We start from the raw sequence: 20,890 nt of genomic DNA, 5'->3' as shown, positions 1-20,890 counted from the left end.
CCTCCCGAACGATGAAGCGGGGTGGGGAGTTGCGTTTCAAACAATTGTATGAAACTATTGTTTGAGACGGCCGCAATGTCAATCACGGTTCTTCCGTGGGGCGACATTTCGGCGCTGCAGCGACGGTTCGCGCGGTCGTGTCGCGCAAGATCACACTTGCACGGACGCCGTGGGCGGGCCGACACTGCGGCCAAAGTTTCAGAGGAAACACCCAAGGAGAGTCCCATGGACTTCACGATGTCGGCGAAGCAGCAGGAATGGCTGGAGCGCGTGCGCAGCTTCATGACCAAGCATGTCCGCCCGGCGGTGCCGATCTACAAGCAGCAGGACGCCGAGGGCGACCGCTGGAAGGTGATCCCGATCCTGGAGGACCTCAAGGCCAAGGCGAAGGCGGAAGGCCTGTGGAACATGTTCATGCCGCCGTCGCCGCATGAGGACGACGAGTTCCGCGGCGCCGGCCTCACCAATCTCGAATATGCGCTGCTGTCCGAGGAGATGGGCCGCATCTCCTGGGCGTCCGAGGTGTTCAACTGCTCGGCGCCCGACACCGGCAACATGGAAGTGTTCATCCGCTACGGCACCAAGGAGCAGAAGCGCAAATGGTTGCGCCCGCTGATGGACGGCGAGATCCGCTCGGCCTTCCTGATGACGGAGCCGGCCGTGGCCTCGTCGGATGCCACCAACATCGAGACGCGGATCGTGCGTGACGGCGATCATTACGTCATCAACGGCCGCAAATGGTGGTCGTCGGGCGTCGGCGATCCCCGCTGCAAGATTGCGATCCTGATGGGCAAGACCGATCCGTCGGCCGCCAAGCATCAGCAGCAGTCGCAGATCCTGGTGCCGCTCGACACCCCCGGCATCAAGGTCGAGAAGATGCTGCCGGTGTTCGGCTTCGACGACGCGCCGCACGGCCACGCTCAGGTGCTGCTCGAGAACGTCCGCGTTCCTGCGGAAAACATTCTGCTCGGCGAGGGCCGCGGCTTCGAGATCGCGCAGGGCCGTCTCGGTCCGGGCCGCATCCATCACTGCATGCGCACCATCGGCAAGGCTGAGGAGTCGCTGGAGAAGATGGTGCGCCGGCTGATGACGCGCCAGGCCTTCGGCAAGAAGATCATCGAGCATTCGGTGTGGGAGCAGCGCATCGGCGAGGCCCGGACCAACATCGAGATGTGCCGGCTGTTGTGCCTCAAGGCCGCCGACATGATGGACAAGGTCGGCAACAAGACCGCCCAGGGCGAGATCGCGATGATCAAGGTCGCTGCCCCCAACATGGCGCTGAAGATCATCGACGACGCCATCCAGGCGTTCGGCGGCGCCGGCGTGTCGGATGATGCGGGTCTCGCCAAGGACTACGCCAACATCCGCACGCTCCGTCTTGCCGACGGCCCGGACGAGGTGCACAACCGCGCCATTGCCCGGCTCGAGATGAAGAAATACGCCAACGAGCCGCGGCATTGAGCGTCGACTTCTAGGGTGGGCAAAGCGTCCGTCGCCGCGCAGAGCGCGGGGGCGGATGCGTGCCCACCCACTTTCGAGTTCAAGCCAACAGGGTGGGCACGCTTCGCTTTGCCCACCCTACGAATTCTAATGCCGAGCGGTGACTCACCACTTGCGTCATTCCGGGGCGACGCGCAGCGTCGAACCCGGAATCCAGAGATGGGTCCGCCAAGATAGAGATTCCGGGTTCAGCCCTGCGGGCTGCCCCGGAATGACGAACACGTGAGAAGGGAGCCTCGTCGTGGCCGACGGCGTCAAGAAGGACGAAGAATTCTCCGGCACCAAGCCGGTCGAGGAGCGGCATCGTTTCGACGAGGCCAAGCTCGCGGCCTGGATGGCCGAGCATGTCGAAGGCTATCAGGGCCCGCTGACCGTGCTGCAGTTCAAGGGCGGCCAGTCGAACCCGACCTATCGTCTGAACACGCCGGCGCGTTCCTACGTGCTCAGGCGAAAGCCGTTCGGCAAGCTGCTGCCGTCGGCGCACGCAGTCGATCGCGAATTCCGCGTCATCGCCGCGCTCGGCAAGCAGGGCTTTCCGGTCGCCAAGGCCTATGCACTGTGCAACGACGACAGCGTCATCGGCGCTGCCTTCTACATCATGTCGATGGAGGAGGGCCGGGTGTTCTGGGATCCGACCCTGCCGCATGTCGCAGCGCCCGAGCGGCGCGCGATCTTCACCAGCAAGATCGAGACCTTGGCCAGGCTGCACAGTTATGATCCGGCGGCGATCGGCCTCGCCGACTTCGGCAAGCCCGGCAACTACTTTGCTCGCCAGGTCGACCGCTGGACCAAGCAATATCGCGCCTCCGAGACCGAGCATCTGCCGGAAATGGAGAAGCTGATCGAGTGGCTGCCGCGCACCTTGCCGGCGCAGCAGCGCGTCTCGATCGTGCATGGCGACTACCGGCTCGACAACATGATCTTCCACGCGACCGAGCCGCGCGTCATCGCGGTGCTCGACTGGGAGCTGTCGACGCTTGGTGATCCCATGGCGGACTTCACCTATCTGCTGATGCAGTGGATCATGCCGGGCCTCGACGGCGTCGACCTGAAAGCGCTGAACATCCCGACCATGGAAGAGGCGGCGGAGATCTATCGTGGGGTCACCGGCACCGAGCTGCCCGATCTCAACTGGTACTTCGCCTACAATCTGTTCCGGCTCGCCGGCATCCTGCAGGGCATCATCGGCCGCATCCGCGACGGCACCGCCGCCAACGACAAGGCGATCGAGTCGGTCAAGCGCATGGTGCCCATGACCAAGCAGGCCTGGTCCTATGCGCAGAAGGCGGGGGCGGTGTAGTCTCCTGTAGCCCCGGATGAGCGAAGCGACATCCGGGGTCACACGCGCTGCGGCGATGAACCAGGATGTCGTTTCCGCCCATCCGGGCTACGAATTCCGCGCGCCGGCTAGGCCAATCACCGCCCACCGCCGCCGCCACCACCTCCACCGCCGCCACCGGCCGTGGTCATCGCGCCGCTGTAGCGCGGATCGGTCTGCTTCATGTAGATCGGCGAGGTGTCGCGGCTCTGACGGCGCATGGCTTGCTGCACCTGGACCTCGGTGCCGCAGGCTGTCCAGGAGACGAGCTCACAGCCCGGCCACTGGAATTCACGGGCGCTTGCGTTCGTCACCAGCGAGCCAGCCGCCGTGGCGGCCATCAGGGTGAGCAGCGCGAGTTTCGATAGTCTCGACATGTTAACCATCCTTCGTTTCGGCGAGGCCGGAATGGTCCGCTTGCGAGGTTCGACGGCGGCTCGGAGAAGGGGGTTCGAGGACGTGGGCGTAAAAGATCGCCGGTCATTAGGGGGGCATGCTTGAACCCGAGCGTGGCTCATGGCGACGCGATGGTCTTGCCGCCACGCTCCATCGACACGGGTTGGTCCGCGCGGCGCATTGACCTGACTGCCGGGAGCTTGACCACGACGGGCGCGCGCAGCTAGGCACTGTCGTCGCTTGCCATCTCGCAAGAATGTCCCGCGAGCGGAGCTTTGCTGCCATGTCGCCGGTGTCCATTCGCCCGGATCTCGAGGTCGATCCCGCAACCGCCGATGCGATGCTTGCGCGCGCGGAGATCGACGCGCGGGTCGCTTCGGTGTCGCTGTTGCATGGTGGGGAGATCAGTGCCGTGTATGCGCTGGCTCTGCAAGGCAGCCAGCCGTCGCTGGTGCTGAAGATCTATCCTGACAGCATGAGCTGGAAGATGCGCAAGGAGGCGCGCCTGCTCGATCTGGTCCGGAACCGCCTGCCGGTGCCGGCGCCGCGGCTGCGCGCGGCGGACGCCTCGCGCGAGCTGATCGGCCTGGACTACGTGATCATGAGCCGGCTCGACGGCGATCCGCTCGGTCCTCTCGAACAAGCGCTGTCCGCGCCGGAGCGGCGTGAGGCTTTCGAGCAGGTCGGTCGATTGTCGCGTGCCTTTCACGACATCGCGATGGATGCGTTTGGCTACATCGGCGCCGACGGCATCATGTCGGGCCATGCCGACAATCGTAGCTATCTCACCTCTCAGTTCGAACGCAAACTGGGCGAATTCCGCAGCCGCGGCGGGCCGGCTGATCTCGCCGCGCGCATCGCGCGCCAGGTGGCCGACGCGAGTGATCTGTTCGCCGCCTGCGGCGCGCCGGTGCTGTGTCACAATGATCTTCATCCCGGGAACGTGCTTGCGCGCGTCACCGGGGGCCGGGTCGAGCTCACCGGTGTGGTCGATTTCGAGGGCGCGCTGGCCGGCGACCCGCTCAAGGATGTCGCCAAGGCGATCTACTATCTCTCGCCGGAGCAGCGCGAGGCGTTTCTGGGCGGCTATGGTCCGATGAGCCGAACGGAGATCGAGCCGACGCTCGCGATCTATCGTCTGCTGTTCTCGCTGGAGCTGTGGTGCTGGTATCGGCAGTTTGGGGCGGCCGAAAAGCTCGCGCCGCTCATCGAGGACCTCGACCGCCTTGTGAGCGGCTAGAGCATGATCCGGAAAAGTGGAAACCGGTTTTCCGAAAGGATCATGCTCAAACAAAGAGATCCGATCATGATGCGTTTCCTTGGAAACGCATCATGATCCAGGTCCGTTCGGCCAACGCTTGCCCGTCGGGCAAATCGGCATGTGAGCGTGGCGTTGTCGGCCCCGCGCAGGCTGCGGTTATGACTGCAATCATCGTCGCCGATGAAGAAAGTTCGCGAGCGCGGTCAATGTGATGGTCTCGTCCAGTCCGGAAGGCTAAAAGATTTCGCTTTCGCTTTTTCGGAATTTGTGATCTGATGCGCTCATCCCGTCCCACCGAAGGGGCGTTGCGCGCGATCGTCACGACACGCGGGGCGGGGAGCGGTGGCCGCGATCATGTCGCAGCGTGTCCGGAGGGATGCGCGGACGAACGGCATGGCGCGGACGTGAAGTCGCAGCGTGCTGGCACCCCGATGCTGGTGCTACGTCGCGACGGCGCTCGCGCGCCGCGCGGACAATGGTGGCCAGAAAGCCCGGCGCACCAGGCAGACTGCGTATAAGCGTGAAGACCATCGCGCAGGGAAGGCCGGGCGTTGTCCGGCTGCACCTGTGGTACCTGCCGCCTGCATTTTTTCTCGCAGGCGGGCCGCAGGCGTCAGCCGACGCCTGGCCTTCCCTGCGCCCTTCGCTTGAGGGGCGGTGACTATCGGGATCACTCGGGCGCGAAGGCGTCGCGGGAGGGCGTACTCATGTCTGTCGTTCGAGAGCGAAGTGATTGTTTGACGCGAGGGCCGTCGTCCCAAGCTCGTCATGCCCGGGCTTGTCCCGCCTGCGCGGCCGAAGCCGCTTCGGCGCGGCGAAGGCCCGGGCATCCACGTCGCTGCGTGCATGCCGATCGACGTGGATGGCCGGGACAGGCCCGGCCATGACGGATGAGAGAGGAGCGGCCATGTCGGCGCGCCGCCAAAAGGCGACAGCGCTAGATCGGCTTGCCTGCATACGGCATCGACGCGGTCAGGCCGCCATCCACCGGGAAGGCCTGGCCGTTGACGTAGGAGGCCTCGTCGCTGGCGAGGAACAGGGCCATGGCGGCGATCTCGTGCGGCTGGCCGGCACGCTTCAGCGGATTGAGCTGGCCGATCTTGCCTTCGGTGCCGCGCTCCTTGGCGCCGTCGAAGATCGGCTTGGTCATGCCGGTCTCGATCAGGCCGGGACAGACCGCGTTGATGCGAACGCCGGTGCCGGACAGCGAGTAGGCGGTGGTCTGCACCAGGCTGATGACGCCGGCCTTGCTCGCGGCATAGGGATGGCCCGAGGCGCCCGACTTCAGGCCCGCAACGGAGGCCGTGCAGACGATGGCGCCGCGCTGCTGCCGTACCATGTGCGGCATCGCGTATTTCACCGCGAGGAACGGGCCGATCAGGTTGATGCGCAGGATCTCCTGCCAGTGCTCGACGGTCTGCTCGGCGATCGGGATCAAGCCGCCGGAGATGCCGGCATTGGCCCAGATGACGTCGAGCTTGCCATAGGTCGCAACGGCGCGATCGATGAAGCCGCTGACGTCGGCCTCGGAGCCGGCGTCGGCCATCACGGCCTCCGCGATGCCGCCCTGCTGCTTGACGAGTTCGACCGTCTCCTTGACGCCTTCGCTGCGATCGACGGCGATCAGCCGCGCGCCTTCCCTGGTGAACATCAGCGATGCAGCGCGGCCGATGCCGCTGCCGGCGCCGGTGATGATGACGGATTTGCCTTCGAGGCGGCCCATGTTTCCTCCCTGCTTCAATTGTGATCAGTTGCGTGCCGCGCAACGGAATTCAAACGCCGTTTCAAACGTGCTGAGATCGCCAAGCGGCTTGAGACGATCTGGGCCTTCACGTACAGCGGGAGACGAGCGGAGGGAAGGGTCTGAGCGATGTCGGCTGATGGAACGAAACCTTCTGTCGTCACCACGCGCTGGTGGTGGGTGCGTCACGCGCCGGTGCGCAGCGACGGCGGCAACATCTACGGCCAGTCGGACATCGCCTGCGATACCTCCGATCGCGAGGTGTTCGAGGCGGTCGCGAAAATCCTGCCGCGCAGCGCGGTGTGGTATGCGAGCAATCTGATGCGCACGCATCAGACGGCGGAGGCGATCTGGGCCGCCGGATTCCCGCGTCCCGCAGCAATGATCAGGGAGGCCGCTTTTGCCGAGCAGCATCTCGGGCAATGGCAGGGCATGAACCGCGCCGCGTTCCTGGCCAGCCGTCCCGCGGGCAGCCACTGGTTCGCCGACATCGATGAGCCGGCGCCGGGCGGCGAGAGCTACATGGATCTGTACACCCGCGTGACAGCGGCGATTGCGCGCATCACGGTTTCGGAAGCCGGCCGCGACGTCGTCGCCGTCGGCCATGGCGGCACCATCAAGGCGGCTGTTGGCCTGGCGCTCGGCGGCCTGGTCGAGAAGGGGCTCGCCTTCGACATCGACAATTGCTCGGTGACCCGGCTCGACCACATCGTGGCCGGCGAGACGAGTACTTGGCGGCTGCCGATGGTCAATCAGCAGCCCTGGATCGCGGACGTCGCGCACCGCGCGATGCACCAGCCGGCCGGGCCGGAGGTGACGACGAGCAAGCTGGCGTGAAACGAGTAGTGAGTTGCTATGCGCGTCATTCAAAAATCTCGCCCGCCACACGGGCAGTGCACCCTCTTCCCTTGTGGGAGAGGGCGCAGTCACTGGCACCGCGGAAAAGTCTCGTGGACGTCGCCGTGCCAATTTCGAAACCGACAACAGCTAAATAAGTAGGAGGAACTCCCCATGACCCTGTTCGACATGACCGGCAAGGTCGCCGTCATCACCGGATCCACGCGTGGCATCGGGCTCGCCATTGCCGAACGCATGGCCGAGCACGGCGCCAAGGTGGTGATCTCCTCGCGCAAGGCCGATGTCTGCGACCAGGTGGCGCGCGAGATCAATGACCGCTTCGGTGCAGGCACGGCGGCGGCAGTCGCCGCCAACATCTCCAGCAAGGAGAACCTGCAGAACCTCGTCGACGAGGCCAACCGCATCTACGGCAAGATCGACGTGCTGGTCTGCAACGCGGCGTCGAATCCTTACTACGGGCCGCTCGCCGGCATCTCCGACGATCAGTTCCGCAAGATCCTCGACAACAACATCGTCGCCAACAACTGGCTGATCAGCATGGTCGTGCCGCAGATGATCGCGCGCAAGGACGGCTCGATCATCATCGTGTCGTCGATCGGCGGTCTGAAGGGCTCGACCATCCTCGGTGCCTACGCGATCTCCAAGGCTGCCGACATGCAGCTCGCGCGCAACCTCGCCTGCGAATACGGCCCGCACAATGTGCGCGTGAACTGCATCGCGCCCGGCCTGATCAAGACCGATTTCGCCAAAGCGCTGTGGGACAATCCGGAGAACCTCAAGGCCTCGACCGCGCGCTCGCCGCTGCTCCGCATCGGCATCCCCGACGAGATCGCGGGTGCTGCGGTCTTCCTGGGCTCCGCCGCGGGCAACTTCATGACCGGCCAGACCATGGTGATCGACGGCGGCGCGACGATCAGTTGAGGGGGACACACGGGTGTGGTGCGCGATGATGCCGCCACACTCTCAACTGTCGTCCGCCGGGACGACAGCATTTGCTGCGCGCCGCCCTCATTCCACCGCCGCGTACACCACGTCGCGCACCAGCGTGCGCAGATAGTCGCGTTGTCCGGGGGCCTGCGCCATGAACACGCAGAACAGCTCCTCCTTCGGATCGATCCAGAAGAACGTGCCGGCGATGCCGCTCCAGAAGAAGGTGCCGGGCGAGCCGGGGAAGGGGGCGATGCCAGCCTCGCGGCGCACCGCGAAGCCGAGGCCGAAGCCGTGACCGGGCGACAGCAGCGTGCCCTGCGTCTTCACATGGGGACCGAGGTGGTCCGACGCCATCAGCTCCAGCGTCTTGCGGCCGACCAGCCGGGTGCCGTCGAGGCTGCCCTTGCCGAGCAGCATCGCGCAGAACCGGGCGTAGTCCATCGTGGTCGCCACCAGCCCGCCGCCGCCGGATTCCATCAGCGGCTGCTCGGTCATCTTGAACAGATTGACCGCCTCGCCGGTCCACGGGTCCTTGGCGAACGGCTCGGCCAGCCGGCCAGCATTCGCCTCGGCGGTGGAGAAGCCGGTCTCCTTCATGCCGAGCGGCTCGAGGATGCGCTCGGAAAGGAAGGGGCCGAGCGTCTGGCCCGAGACGACCTCGATGATGCGCCCGAGGATGTCGGTCGAGCGGCTGTAGTTGAACTCGGCGCCCGGCTGGCAGATCAGTGGCAGGCCGGCGACGATCGTCGCGTGCTCGGCGTTGGTGATCTTGCGGCTGCGCACTCGCGATTGCTGGTAGAGTTGGTGCACCGGCCCGGTGCCGGTGTGCTCATACGCCAAGCCCGAGGTGTGGCGCAGCAGGTCCTGGACCGTCATCGGCTGGGCGACCGGGACAAGCTCCAGCTTGCCGCCGGTCTCGACGCCCACTTTCTGCTCGCCGAATTCCGGGATGAACTTGGCGACCGGGTCGGACAGCAACAGCTCGCCGTCCTCGACCAGCATCATGATCCCGAGCGAGACGATCGGCTTGGTCATCGAGAAGATGCGGAAGATCGAATCCGGCCGCATCGGCGTGTCGGCGTCGGGCGCTTGCCGGCCGATGGCGTCGAACCAGCCGATCCGGCCGCGGCGGCCGACCAGCAGGGTGGCTCCCGGGATGGTTCCCTTGTCGGCCTCGCGCTTGAACGCATCCGAAGCTCGCTGCAGCCGAGCCTGGGACAGGCCCAGCGCCTCGGGGCGGTCATCCGGCAGCGGCGGCGTCAGCGAGCGGAGCGCGGAAAGGTGCGCGCTGGATGCGGCAGTCGGCGGGGTCATGGGCTCTCCCTGAAGTCCTGTTGTCGGTTTGCATCAAGTCTGGCGCGGAAGTTGTGGTCTGACCAGTCGATTTGCCCCATTGCACCCTTGCATTCGGGGGGAGGTCTATGCTTCAAAGCGCGCGAACCGGCGACACTGTCCCGGCTCGCTAGGAGTGTAGCTCAATTGGTAGAGCACCGGTCTCCAAAACCGGGGGTTGGGAGTTCGAGCCTCTCCACTCCTGCCAGCGAGATCAAGCACTTAAGCCAAAAATCGACGAGACAGGTGAGGCCGGGGCCCGCAACGCGCGAGCCCCGAATGCATTTCAGCAACCCCTTATTGTTTCACATAAGGACAGTTGCCGTCCTTCATCGGCCGGAACACCTGGTCGCCGGGCACCTCCGCCAGCACCTTGTAATAGTCCCACGGGCCCTTCGACTCTTCGGGCTTCTTCACCTCGAACAGGAACATCGAGTGCACCATGCGGCCATCCTCGCGCAGGATGCCGTTGTCGGTGAAGGCGTCACGCACCGGGGTCTCGCGCATCTTCGCGAGCACCGGCTTGGTGTCGCGGGTGCCGGCGGCCTTGACGGCATTGAGATAGTGCAGGGTGGCGCTGTAGGTCGCGGCCTGGTTCATGGTCGGCATCCGCTTCATGCGCTCGAAGAACGTCTTGCCGAACGCGCGGGTGCGGTCGTTGAGGTCCCAGTAATAGGCCTCGGTGATGATCAGGCCCTGCGCCAGCTTCAGGCCGAGGCTGTGGATGTCGGAGATGAACATCACGATGCCGGCGAGGTTCTGGCCGCCGGCGACGATGCCGAACTCGGCGGCCTGCTTGATGGTGTTGATGGTGTCGCCACCGCCGTTGGCCATGCCGATGATCTTGGCCTTACTGGCCTGCGCCTGCAGCAGGAAGGACGAGAAGTCCTGGTTGTTGAGAGGATGCCGGGCGCTGCCGACCACCGTGCCGCCGGCGGCGCGCACGACGTCGCCGGTGTCGCGTTCGATCGAATGGCCGAACAGATAATCGGCGGTGATGAAGAACCAGGTATTGCCGCCGTTCTTGACGATCGCGCTGCCGACCGTGTGCGCGTTTCCATAAGTGTCGTAGGTCCAGTGCACGGTGTAGGGCGAGCAGGACTTGCCGGTGATGTCGGAGCTCGCGGCATCCGTCACGATCATCAGCTTCTCGAACTGCTTCGACATCTCCATGCCGGCCAGCGCGGTGGCCGAGGTCGGCATGTCGATCACCATGTCGACGGCCTCGTTCTCGTACCATTTGCGCACGATCGCGGCGGCGATGTCGGCCTTGTTCTGCGGGTCGGCGCTGATGACCTCGATCGGCTTGCCGAACATGCTGCCGCCGAACGCCTCGACCGCGAGCTTGGTCGCCTCGAGATTGCCCTGGCCGCCAATGTCCGAATAGACCGACGAGAAGTCGCCGAGCACGCCGATCTTGAGCGGGGCTTGGGCCTGGGCACAGGCAGGGACGGCGGTGAGGGCGAGAGCGGCAAGACCGAGAGCAGCAAGGCTGACGGCGGCAAGGCGCGTCCGTCCCTTGCGCGGGGCAAAGCTCATGGGTTTCCTCCGGATTGTTCTCGTGCGGACGAGAATGAGCGGGCGCCGCAGGCCCGGCAAGAGCAGGAACCGCTCCACCGCGGGCATTTCGTCGCGGCAACTGCTCAACCTGCCGTGGTGCGGAAATGGCCTGCCGCGACACGAAAAACCGCGTTGTTGCGAGCCTGGCGGGGGCCTGCCACGGGAATGACCGCCGACGCCCGGCATGCCCATATCTTGACCTTTGGCCGGCCGGACAGTAGATATCTTGGCAACCTGCAGCCGGCCCGCGACAAAAGCGGATATCCGGCGCGGCTTTTCACTCCCCGAACAAGCGAGCCCGTGGATTCGGCTCATCTCTCCGACAAGAGGGTGGGCCACGGACGGCTGTTCGGTTTTCCCAGTCAACTCTTCAATCGTCCGATGACGGACGCGGACCCCTGACGATGGCTACCAGCCCGTTCAAATTCCTGCAGGAAGTGCGCTCGGAGACCGCCAAGGTCTCGTGGCCGAGCCGTCGCGAGGTCACCATCACCACGATCATGGTGTTCGTGATGGTGGCGCTGGCCTCGGTGTTCTTCTTCGCCGCCGATCAGATCATCCGTTATCTCATCACCCTCGTGCTGGGCATCCACTGATGGCAACCGCAACGCAAAGCTCCGACAAGCGCTGGTACATCGTCCACGCCTATTCGAACTTCGAGAAGAAGGTCGCGGAGTCGATCCGCGAGCAGGCCAAGCAGCGCAATCTCGAGGACCTGTTCGAGCAGGTGCTGGTGCCGATCGAGAAGGTCACCGAGGTGCGCCGCGGCCGCAAGATCGACGCCGAGCGCAAGTTCTTCCCCGGCTACGTGCTGGTGAAGATGAAGCTGACCGACGAGGCGTTCCACCTGATCAAGAACACGCCCAAGGTGACCGGCTTCCTCGGCGCCGAGAACAAGCCGATGCCGATCTCCGAAGGCGAGGCGATGCGCATCCTGAACCAGATGCAGGAAGGCGTGGAGCGGCCGAAATCCTCGGTGTCGTTCGAGATCGGCGAGAACGTCCGCGTCGCCGACGGCCCGTTCGCCTCGTTCTCCGGCGTGGTCGAGGAAATCGACGAGGCCCGCTCGCGCGTCAAGGTCGCGGTGTCGATCTTCGGCCGTGCGACGCCGGTCGAACTGGAATTCAACCAGGTCGAGAAGATCGTCGGTTAAGGGCCGGGCTGCCGGCTCTCTCGGCGTCCCGGGCTTTCCTTTTCGTCCGATCTCGTGTATCGGGCGCGCTTCGCTCCCCGAACGGGGGGCGATTTCGTTCGTGGGAGGCGTGACCGGCTTTGCCAGCCGGGCCAAGCGCGCCGGACCACGGTCCCAAACCTCGCCTGACGGGTTTTGTCGCCCCAAGGCGTTGCGTTCGCATCAGGCAGAATCGCGAACGCATTGGAGAGTCATAATGGCAAAGAAAGTAACCGGTTACCTGAAGCTTCAGGTTCCGGCCGGCGCGGCCAATCCGTCGCCGCCGATCGGTCCGGCGCTCGGTCAGCGCGGTCTCAACATCATGGAGTTCTGCAAGGCGTTCAACGCCCAGACCCAGAAGGAAGAGAAGAACACCCCGATCCCGGTGGTCATCACCATCTATGCGGACCGGTCCTTCACCTTCGAGATGAAGACCCCGCCGATGTCCTACTTCCTCAAGCAGGCCGCCAAGATCCAGTCGGGCTCCAAGGCCCCGGGTCGCGACAAGGCCGGCAAGGTGACCAAGGCGCAGGTGCGCGAGATCGCCGAGAAGAAGATGAAGGACCTGAATTGCGACTCGATCGAGTCGGCCATGAAGATGGTCGAGGGCTCCGCCCGCTCGATGGGTCTGGAAGTTGCGGGGTAAGGCGCCATGGCACTCGGAAAGCGTTTGAAGAAGGCCCGCGAGGGCATCGATCGCACCAAGCTCTACCCGCTTGCTGACGCGATCAAGATGATCAAGGAGCGGGCCGTGTCGAAGTTCGACGAGACCATCGAGGTCTCGATCAACCTCGGCGTCGATCCGCGCCACGCCGACCAGATGGTCCGTGGCGTCGTCACGCTGCCGAACGGCACCGGCCGTACGCTCCGCGTCGGCGTGTTCGCCCGCGGCGCGAAGGCCGAGGAAGCCAAGGCCGCCGGCGCCGACGTGGTCGGCGCGGAGGACCTGGTCGAGAAGGTGCAGAACGGCAATATCGACTTCGACCGCTGTATCGCCACCCCCGACATGATGCCGCTGGTCGGCCGTCTCGGTAAGGTGCTCGGTCCGCGCGGCATGATGCCGAATCCGAAGATCGGCACCGTGACCATGGACGTCACTGGCGCCGTCAAGGGCGCCAAGGGCGGCTCGGTCGAGTTCCGCGTCGAGAAGGCCGGCATCATCCAGGCCGGCGTCGGCAAGGCCTCGTTCGCCGAGGACAAGCTGGTCGAGAACATCAAGGCGCTGGCGGATGCGGTGGTGAAGGCCAAGCCGGCCGGCGCCAAGGGCACCTACGTCCAGCGCGTCGCGGTGTCGTCGACCATGGGCCCGGGCGTCAAGGTCGAGCCGGGCACCTTGCTCGCATAACACCTTCGGACATCGTCAGCATTCAGTGGGGCGGGATCGGCAATCGATCCCGCCCTTCGCATTTCCGCACCCCAAGTGAGCGGCACGCCCGCTGCAAAATTGCAGCCGGGCCGGCGCAAAACACAACGAGGCTCAGCCCCGGGCGCCTTCGGATGTCCGGGCCTCGGATCGCATGCTGGGCCTCGCAGCCGCCAGCAGCTTGCCGATCTCGGGCTTGCAGGCGCCGCAATTGGTGCCGGCCTTCAAGCGTTGGCCGATGGCGTCGACGCTCGCAGCACCGTTCTGGATCGCCGACGAAATCTGGTTACGACCAATTCCGAAACAGGAGCAGATGACCGCACCGATGTCGTCTGCGGCCGCCGATGGCTGGCCCGCGAGCAGGGCATTGCGGGCGTTCGGTGACAGCCGCTGCTCGGCAAACAGGCCGATCAGCCACGACCGCGATCCCAGCCGCTGGTCGGGCGCGACGAAGACGCAGCCCTGCAGCCGGCCATCCGATACGCCTGCGTAGCGGAACCGGCCGGCGGCCGGGTCGCGATACGCAATCCAATCGATCTCCGTTCCGGCGATCCCAAGCTGTTCGGCGGCCCACTCGCGCCAACTCGCAGGCCGCTGATCGAAGGCAAGCTCGAGCCGGAAACACGCTCCGACCTTGCCCTGCACCCAGTACTCGCATGGCGGACGGCGGATCTCCTGCCGGCTTAGGATGAAGACGTGCCAGTTCGGCGCATAGGGCTCCGCCTTCACCGGCGTATGCTTGGACTCGGGCTGACCCGACAGCGGATCAGTCGCGGGATTGACCAGCGCGTTGACACGGCCAGCGCCGGCGAACTCCTCGTTCCAATGCATCGGAACGAACACGCAGCCCCGCCGCTGCTCGGTCGAGATCGCGACGCGCGCCACCATCTTGCCCCAGGGGCTCGTAAGCCGCACCAGCGCCTCGTTCTCCAGACCGGCCAGGCGCGCATCCTCCGGGTGGAATTCGGCGCAAGGCTCGAAGACGTGCGCGAGCAGCCGCGCGGATTTTCCCGTCCGCGTCATGGTGTGCCACTGGTCGCGAATGCGCCCGGTGTTCAGGACCAGCGGATAGTCCCGGCTGGTGGCGTTCCGCGCCGGTCGCGGCGTGACTGCCACGAAACGGGCTCTGCGATCCCCGGTGAAGAATTGCCGGTTCTCGAACATCCGCGCCGTGCCGGTCGGAAAGTCCCGCGTCACGGGCCACTGGATCGGCGCCAGCGCCTCATAGGCGCGGCCGTCGAGCGTGCTCAGGGCCGAGATGTCGAAGTCGCGCGTGTTATTGTTCTCGAAGCCGGACAGCGCGGCGTGCTCGCGAAAGATCTCGGCCGCGCTGCCATACTCGAAACCGGCGAACCCCATCCGCTGGGCGACGTCGCAGATGATTTGCCAATCCGCGCGCGCCGCGCCGGGTGCGGGCAGGAACGCCCGCTGCCGCGAGATCCGGCGCTCCGAATTGGTCACCGTGCCGTCCTTCTCGCCCCAGGCGAGCGCGGGCAGCAGGACATCGGCATGCCGGTTGGTGTCGGTGTCGCGCATGCAATCGGACGCGACCACGAACGCGCAGTGATCCAGCGCGGCACGAACCCGATCGGCGTCGGGAAGGCTGACCACGGGGTTGGTCGACATGATCCAGACTGCCTTGATGCGGCCATCGGCAATCGCATCGAACATTTCGACCGCCTTCAGCCCCGCTTTTGGCGCGACCACCGGTGACCGCCAGAATCGCTTCACCAGCTCCCGGTGCTCGGCATTCTCGATCTCGAGATGCGCGGCGAGCTGGTTGGCGAGGCCGCCCACCTCGCGGCCTCCCATCGCGTTGGGCTGGCCGGTCAGCGAGAACGGTCCCATGCCGGGACGGCCGATACGGCCAGTCAGGAGATGGCAGTTGATGATCGCATTGACCTTGTCGACCCCGCTGCTCGACTGATTGACGCCCTGGGAATAGAGCGTGACAACGCGCTCCGTCTTCGCGAACCATGAAAAGAACAGCTCGACCGCGCCCTCGCTCAGCCCGCAGGCCGCCGCCGTCTCGGCGACTGTCTGCCGGCCGGCGACCTGCAGCGCCGCTTCCGCGCCGCTGGTGACCTCACTGACAAAGCCGTCGTCCGCATAGCCGCCGCGTGCGAGATAGGCGAGCAGGCCGTTGAACAGCACCGCGTCACTTCCGGAACGCAGCGGCAAATGCAGGTCGGCGCCTTCGCAGGTCGCGGTCCTCCGCGGATCGACAACGACGATACGGCAGCCGGGATTGTGCTCCTTGGCCGCCAGCATGCGCTGGTGCAGCACCGGATGGCACCACGCGGCGTTGGAGCCGACCAGGACCAGCAGGCCGGCCTGCTCAAGGTCCTCGTAGCAGCCCGGAACGGTGTCGCTGCCGAATGCGCGCTTGTGGCCCGCGACGCTCGACGCCATGCACAGGCGCGAATTGGTGTCGATGTTCGCGGTCCCGACGAAGCCCTTGGCGAGCTTGTTGACGACGTAATAGTCCTCGGTCAGCAACTGCCCCGAAACATAGAATGCGACGGCATCCGGTCCATGGTCGCGGATGATTTCGGTGAAACGGCTCGCGACGAGGTCGAGCGCCTCATCCCAGCCGGCTGCCCGCCCGTTCACGATCGGCTCGAGCAGACGTCCCCCGAGATCGATCGTCTCCGCCAGCGCCGATCCCTTGCCGCACAGCCGGCCGAGATTGGCGGGATGCTGCGGATCGCCGCGGACGCTGATGGTCCCTGAGTCGTCCCGATCGGCGACGACGCCGCAACCGACGCCGCAATAGGGGCATGTCGTCCTGACGCTCATGCGATACCGTTCAGGCCGCGGCCGTCTGCTGCAGGGACAACCACACCACGCCATCCTCGACCTTCGCGGGATAGGATGGCGTACAGCCCTGGTCGGGTGCCACGGCCTGTCCGGTCGCGAGCTCGATGACGAAATTGTGCAGCGGGCATGTCACGCGGTGGTTGTGGACGATGCCCTGCGACAACGGGCCTGCCTTGTGCGGGCAGCGATCGTCCAGCGCGAACACCTCGTCACCATCGGTGCGGAAGACCGCGATGTTGCCGCGCGGCGTGCGCACGACGCGCGAGCCGAGCGGGGGAATGTCGTCGAGCGGGCCGACTTGAAACCAGGTGGTCATGCGAGCTCCAATTCAGCCATCGGCGTAAACTCGTTGCGATCGACGCCGCGACGGGCGCGCGCCGCCCATGGATCGCTCTGCGAGAATTGCTGCGAATAGGCGAAGCGTTCAAACAGCGCCTTGCGGTTCTTGACGTCCTCGACCACCTGCTTGTGGATGTTGTCGAAGCCGACGCGGTCGCACCATTTGTACATCCGTTCCAGGTACCAGCCCTGCTCGCGATAGAGCTGGGTCAGCGCGACGATGATCTCGAGCGCCTCGTCCTCGGTCGCGGTCTTGGTCAGGAATTCCGTGCCCTTGATGTGCAGGCCGGCGGCGCCCGCAAAATGGATCTCGTAGCCTGAATCGACGCAGATCACTCCGACATCTTTGCAGGTCGATTCCGCGCAGTTGCGCGGGCAACCGGAGACGGCGAGCTTCACCTTCGCGGGCGTCCATGATCCCCACATGAACTTCTCGATCTTGATGCCGAGGCCAGTGGAGTCCTGGGTGCCGAAGCGGCACCATTCCGACCCGACGCAGGTCTTCACGGTGCGCAGACCCTTGGCATAGGCGTGGCCGGAGACCATACCCGCATCGTTGAGATCGGCCCATACCGCCGGCAAATCTTCCTTCTTCACCCCGAGCAGATCGATACGCTGTCCGCCGGTCACCTTGACGGTCGGGATGTTGAACTTGTCGGCGACGTCGGCGATCGCGCGCAATTCGCCGGGCGTGGTCACGCCGCCCCACATCCGCGGCACCACGGAGTAGGTGCCGTCCTTCTGGATGTTGGCGTGAACGCGCTCGTTGATGAAGCGGGATTGCTGGTCGTCGCGATACTCGCCGGGCCAGGTCGCGAGCAGATAGTAGTTCAAGGCGGGCCGGCAGGAATGGCAGCCGTTCGGCGTCTTCCAGTCCATGAATCGCATGACAGCGGGGATCGACTTCAGTTGCTGTTCGACGATGACGCGCCGGACGTCGTCATGGCTGTGGTCGGTGCAGGCGCAGACCGGCTTCACCTTGGGCGCCGCCGAGTAGTCGCCGCCGAGCGTGAACGCCAGCACCTGCTCGACCAGGCCGGTGCACGAGCCGCATGAGGACGACGCCTTGGTATGGGCGCGCACGTCGTCGAGCGTGAACAGCTTCTTTTCGCTGATCGCCTTGACGATCGCGCCCTTGCAGACGCCGTTGCAGCCGCAGATTTCGGCCTCGTCGCTCATGGCGGCAACCGAGTTCTGTCCGCCGTGGCCACCGTCGCCGAGATGCGCCGAGCCGAACACCAGACGTTCGCGCATGTGGGAGACATCGGTGCCGTCGCGCATGTGCTGGAAATACCAGGGCCCGTCGATGGTGTCGCCGTACAGCACGGTGCCCACGATCTTCTTGTCGCGCAGGATGATCCGCTTGTAGACGCCGCGATTGGCATCCTGCAGGACGATCTCCTCCTTGTCGGGTCCCGGCGCGAAGTCGCCGGCCGAGAACAGGTCGATGCCCGTGACTTTCAGCTTGGTCGAGACCACTGACCCGTCATAGGTGGCGAATCCCTTCATCGCCAGATGATTGGCGCAGACCTTCGCCTGGTCGAACAGCGGCGCCACCAGACCATAGGTCTGACGGCGGTGCTGCACGCATTCGCCGACGGCGTAGATGCGACCGTCATAGGTCTGCATCGTATCGGAGACCACGATGCCTCGCTCGCAGTACAGCCCGGCCTTCTTTGCCAGTTCGATATTGGGACGGATGCCCACGGCCATCACCACGAGATCGGCCGCGACCTCGGTGCCGTCGGTGAAGCGGACGCCGGTGACGTGCGTTTCGCCGAGGATGGCCTGCGTCTGCGCCGGCATCTTGAACTCCAGCCCGCGCTCCTCCAGCGATTTGCGCAGCATGCCGCCGGCGACCGGGTCGAGCTGGCGCTCCATCAGCGTGTCGAGAAGATGCACGACCGTGACCTTCATGCCGCGCTTCATCAGACCATTGGCGGCTTCGAGGCCGAGCAGGCCGCCGCCGATCACGACCGCGTGGCGATGTCGCGTCGAGGCTTCGACCATGTGCTCGACGTCCTTGATGTCGCGGAAGCCGATGACGCCGGGCAGGGCGGCGCCGGGGACCGGAAGAACGATCGGGCTCGAGCCGGTCGCGATCAGCAACCGATCATAAGGATAGCGTTCGCCAGTTTCGGTGACCACCTCGCAGCTCCGGCGGTCGATCATCGTGACCGTCTCGCCCTTGCGCAGGGTGATCTGGTTGTCCTCGTACCACTGCTCCGTGTTCAGCATGATGTCGTCGACGGTCTTCTCGCCCGCGAGCACCGGCGACAGCAGGATGCGGTTGTAGTTGCCGTAGGGCTCGGCGCCGAAGACGCTGATGTCGTAGAGATCAGGCGCCCGTTCCAGCAGCGCCTCCACTGTGCGAATGCCGGCCATGCCGTTGCCGATCACCACCAGTTTCTGCTTGATCGTCTTGTCGAGCATGGTCTGCCTTTCGAATGCCAGCGACATCCAGCGGCGACGCGAACGGGCGTCAGCCCAATCGGTCGCTGTGGTCATGTTTGAATTTTGGGGGAGGCCCAACTGCGGGCAGAGCTGATCGTCGCCAATGACGGTCGCGAGCCAACTGATTCAAATCTCGTGCCATTCGGGTCGTCGCCGGAAATCGCGGTAATTCAAGGGTTGAGCCGCCGCTTGCGCGCGCTGCTGGCGACACCTGCGCTCAAATAGTAGCCGCGGCCGATCAGATTATGTGCATCATCGATGGAAGCGCTTCGGTTCGAGCACCGATCGCGTCGGCTTCGGCGGGCGCTCAAAAAGCCATCAGTGTGCGCGCGGTGCAGGCGGGCTCTGCGTTCATGTTGAGCATCAGCGATCCGTAGAACTGCGGCTTCGAAGTCCCAAGCTCCGGTACGGGTTGAGAAAAACGTGAATCACCAAAGTTGGTGCGAAACTTGCTGAAAGGCGAGCAGGACCGGGCGTATCTCAACGACGAGACCGCCGCTCAACTCACCCGACAATTTGTCCCCTTTACGCAGCTCCTGCCGAGCCTGCTCGCGCGCGCCTGCGTCACGAGGTTTGAGACCATGAAGCTCGACGACTTCAAGAAGGCCGGTCATTGGCCGACACTGCTGGCTGCTTTCCTCTATTTCGACATCAGCTTCATGGCCTGGGTCGCACTCGGACCGCTGATCGTCTATGTCGCCCGCGACATGAATCTTGCGGTCAACGAAAAGTTCACGCTGGTCGCGATCCCCGTGCTGGCAGGCGCGCTGCTGCGTGTTCCCATGGGCATTCTGGCCGACATCATCGGCGCCAAGCGCACGGGCGTGATCGCGCAACTGGTGGTCATGACGGCGACCGCCTGCGTTGCCTATTTCGGACTCCCCAGCAAGCTGGCCGTCGAGCTGTTCGGCGTCGTGCTCGGCATCGGCGGCGCCTCGTTCGCCGTCGCGCTGCCTCAGGCCAGCCGCTGGTATCCGCCGCAGTATCAGGGCATCGTGATGGGGATCGCAGGGGCCGGAAACATGGGCGTCGTGCTCGACACGCTGCTCGCGCCGACCATCGCCGAACATTGGGGCTGGCAGGCCGTTTTCGGGGTGCTGCTCATCCCGATGGTCATGGTCCTGATCTACTACATCGTCGCCGCGAAGGATGCGCCCGGTGAACGCAAGCCGGTCTCGCTCAAGGCCTATGGCGGCCTGCTGCGCGATCCCGACAGCCGCTGGTTCATGTTCTTCTACTTCATCACCTTCGGCGGCTTCGTCGGCCTCGCCAACGCCCTGCCGCTGTACTTCTCGGTGCAGTATCATGTCTCCGGAGTGGCGGCCGGATTGCTGGTGGCGCTGATCGTCGCTTTCGGCTCCGGCTTCCGTCCGGTGGGCGGTCTCATTGCGGACCGGATCGGTGGCATCCGGTCGCTCTCGATCCTGTTTGGCATTGTGGTCGCCGCCTATGTCGTGATCGCCTTCATGCCGGAAGGGCCGGCTGCGCCGACCCAGGCGGGCTGGGCGCTCATGAACATGCCACGCATTGCGTGGATTTCGGTGCTGTTGTTCTCGATCGGCGTGCTCGCGCTCGGGATGGGCAACGGCGCGGTGTTCCAGCTCATTCCGCTGCGCTTCCGCCACGAGATCGGCCTGATGACCGGTCTCGTCGGCTGCGCAGGCGGCATCGGCGGATTCTTCCTCGCCCAGGCGCTCGGCACGGCCAAGGGAATGACCGGCGGATTCGGGGCCGGCTTCCTGTTCTTTGGTTTGCTGGCATTGCTCGGCTTCGTCGGACTTGCCATGGTCAAGGTCCGTTGGCGCACCACGTGGGGCGCCGTTTCCGGCGCGCGCGTCTGAACCGAC

General features: G+C 65.1%; 17 protein-coding genes and 1 tRNA gene. 11 read left to right on the top strand and 7 right to left on the bottom strand.

Annotation, left to right across the window (positions count from 1 at the left end; all coding sequences use genetic code 11):
• The first annotated feature begins 225 nt into the window (after positions 1-225).
• Entirely contained in the window at positions 226-1,461 is a 1,236-nt protein-coding gene (locus tag ACQR1E_RS05315) for an acyl-CoA dehydrogenase family protein (RefSeq protein WP_315749560.1), read from the top strand.
• Between the two features lie 280 nt (positions 1,462-1,741).
• Entirely contained in the window at positions 1,742-2,800 is a 1,059-nt protein-coding gene (locus ACQR1E_RS05310) for a phosphotransferase family protein (RefSeq protein WP_315714587.1), read from the top strand.
• A 116-nt stretch (positions 2,801-2,916) separates the two neighbouring features.
• Here ACQR1E_RS05310 and ACQR1E_RS05305 read toward each other — a convergent pair whose 3' ends face one another.
• Positions 2,917-3,195 carry a hypothetical protein gene (locus ACQR1E_RS05305; protein WP_434896756.1) on the bottom strand — a complete coding sequence of 93 codons (279 nt, stop codon included), beginning with the start codon at positions 3,193-3,195 and terminating at the stop codon, positions 2,917-2,919.
• A gap of 302 nt (positions 3,196-3,497) precedes the next feature.
• On the opposite strand from ACQR1E_RS05305, the gene ACQR1E_RS05300 reads away from it, so the two are divergent.
• Positions 3,498-4,454 carry a phosphotransferase family protein gene (locus ACQR1E_RS05300; protein ID WP_315714585.1) on the top strand — a complete coding sequence of 319 codons (957 nt, stop codon included), beginning with the start codon at positions 3,498-3,500 and terminating at the stop codon, positions 4,452-4,454.
• A gap of 958 nt (positions 4,455-5,412) precedes the next feature.
• On the opposite strand, the gene ACQR1E_RS05295 is transcribed toward ACQR1E_RS05300, so the two are convergent.
• Positions 5,413-6,198, bottom strand: a complete 786-nt coding sequence (locus ACQR1E_RS05295) for an SDR family NAD(P)-dependent oxidoreductase (protein WP_315800987.1) — start codon at positions 6,196-6,198, stop codon at positions 5,413-5,415.
• 147 nt (positions 6,199-6,345) lie between these two features.
• Here ACQR1E_RS05295 and ACQR1E_RS05290 point away from each other — a divergent pair, with 147 nt between their 5' ends.
• Together ACQR1E_RS05290 and ACQR1E_RS05285 are read left to right on the top strand one after the other, a co-directional pair.
• Complete coding sequence (locus ACQR1E_RS05290) at positions 6,346-7,053, top strand: histidine phosphatase family protein (RefSeq protein ID WP_315714583.1); 708 nt, start codon at positions 6,346-6,348, stop codon at positions 7,051-7,053.
• 174 nt (positions 7,054-7,227) lie between these two features.
• Positions 7,228-7,995, top strand: a complete 768-nt coding sequence (locus ACQR1E_RS05285; protein ID WP_315714582.1) for an SDR family NAD(P)-dependent oxidoreductase — start codon at positions 7,228-7,230, stop codon at positions 7,993-7,995.
• A gap of 87 nt (positions 7,996-8,082) precedes the next feature.
• On the opposite strand, the gene ACQR1E_RS05280 is transcribed toward ACQR1E_RS05285, so the two are convergent.
• Complete coding sequence (locus tag ACQR1E_RS05280) at positions 8,083-9,318, bottom strand: serine hydrolase domain-containing protein (protein WP_315714581.1); 1,236 nt, start codon at positions 9,316-9,318, stop codon at positions 8,083-8,085.
• A gap of 150 nt (positions 9,319-9,468) precedes the next feature.
• On the opposite strand from ACQR1E_RS05280, the gene ACQR1E_RS05275 reads away from it, so the two are divergent.
• Positions 9,469-9,544, top strand: a tRNA-Trp gene (locus tag ACQR1E_RS05275).
• Positions 9,545-9,633: 89 nt separating this feature from the next.
• Here the strand turns inward: ACQR1E_RS05275 and ACQR1E_RS05270 are convergent.
• Positions 9,634-10,875: an ABC transporter substrate-binding protein gene (locus ACQR1E_RS05270; RefSeq protein ID WP_434896755.1), complete on the bottom strand. Its 1,242-nt coding sequence runs from the start codon at positions 10,873-10,875 to the stop codon at positions 9,634-9,636.
• A 425-nt stretch (positions 10,876-11,300) separates the two neighbouring features.
• Here ACQR1E_RS05270 and secE point away from each other — a divergent pair, with 425 nt between their 5' ends.
• The 4 genes from secE to rplA all read left to right on the top strand — a co-directional run bounded on the left by secE (position 11,301) and on the right by rplA (position 13,412).
• On the top strand, positions 11,301-11,492 hold the full coding sequence (secE, locus tag ACQR1E_RS05265; RefSeq protein ID WP_006611822.1) for a preprotein translocase subunit SecE: 192 nt from the start codon (positions 11,301-11,303) through the stop codon (positions 11,490-11,492).
• Positions 11,492-12,049 carry a transcription termination/antitermination protein NusG gene (gene nusG / locus ACQR1E_RS05260; RefSeq protein WP_284423110.1) on the top strand — a complete coding sequence of 186 codons (558 nt, stop codon included), beginning with the start codon at positions 11,492-11,494 and terminating at the stop codon, positions 12,047-12,049. The genes secE and nusG overlap by 1 nt, the downstream gene beginning before the upstream one ends.
• Positions 12,050-12,284: 235 nt before the next feature.
• A complete protein-coding gene (rplK, locus tag ACQR1E_RS05255; protein ID WP_012045056.1) occupies positions 12,285-12,713 on the top strand; it encodes a 50S ribosomal protein L11 in 429 nt (142 codons plus the stop codon).
• Between the two features lie 6 nt (positions 12,714-12,719).
• Complete coding sequence (rplA, locus tag ACQR1E_RS05250) at positions 12,720-13,412, top strand: 50S ribosomal protein L1 (RefSeq protein ID WP_315714579.1); 693 nt, start codon at positions 12,720-12,722, stop codon at positions 13,410-13,412.
• Between the two features lie 132 nt (positions 13,413-13,544).
• Here rplA and ACQR1E_RS05245 read toward each other — a convergent pair whose 3' ends face one another.
• From ACQR1E_RS05245 to nirB, 3 genes are read right to left on the bottom strand one after another with little or no spacing between them, the layout of a single operon-like run.
• Positions 13,545-16,229: a nitrate reductase gene (locus ACQR1E_RS05245; RefSeq protein WP_434896754.1), complete on the bottom strand. Its 2,685-nt coding sequence runs from the start codon at positions 16,227-16,229 to the stop codon at positions 13,545-13,547.
• Between the two features lie 10 nt (positions 16,230-16,239).
• A complete protein-coding gene (gene nirD / locus ACQR1E_RS05240; protein ID WP_434896753.1) occupies positions 16,240-16,566 on the bottom strand; it encodes a nitrite reductase small subunit NirD in 327 nt (108 codons plus the stop codon).
• Complete coding sequence (gene nirB / locus ACQR1E_RS05235) at positions 16,563-19,022, bottom strand: nitrite reductase large subunit NirB (protein ID WP_316188412.1); 2,460 nt, start codon at positions 19,020-19,022, stop codon at positions 16,563-16,565. Before nirB ends, nirD begins: the two co-directional genes overlap by 4 nt.
• Positions 19,023-19,492: 470 nt before the next feature.
• Between nirB and ACQR1E_RS05230 the strand changes: the two genes are divergently transcribed.
• Entirely contained in the window at positions 19,493-20,884 is a 1,392-nt protein-coding gene (locus ACQR1E_RS05230; RefSeq protein ID WP_434896752.1) for a nitrate/nitrite transporter, read from the top strand.
• The last annotated feature ends 6 nt before the right edge of the window (positions 20,885-20,890 follow it).

The sequence above is a fragment of the Bradyrhizobium sp. HKCCYLRH1030 genome, assembly GCF_051168395.1.
Lineage (GTDB): Bacteria > Pseudomonadota > Alphaproteobacteria > Rhizobiales > Xanthobacteraceae > Bradyrhizobium.
Note: the sequence above shows the minus strand (reverse complement) of the source record. Positions and strands in the feature narration are given on the sequence as shown.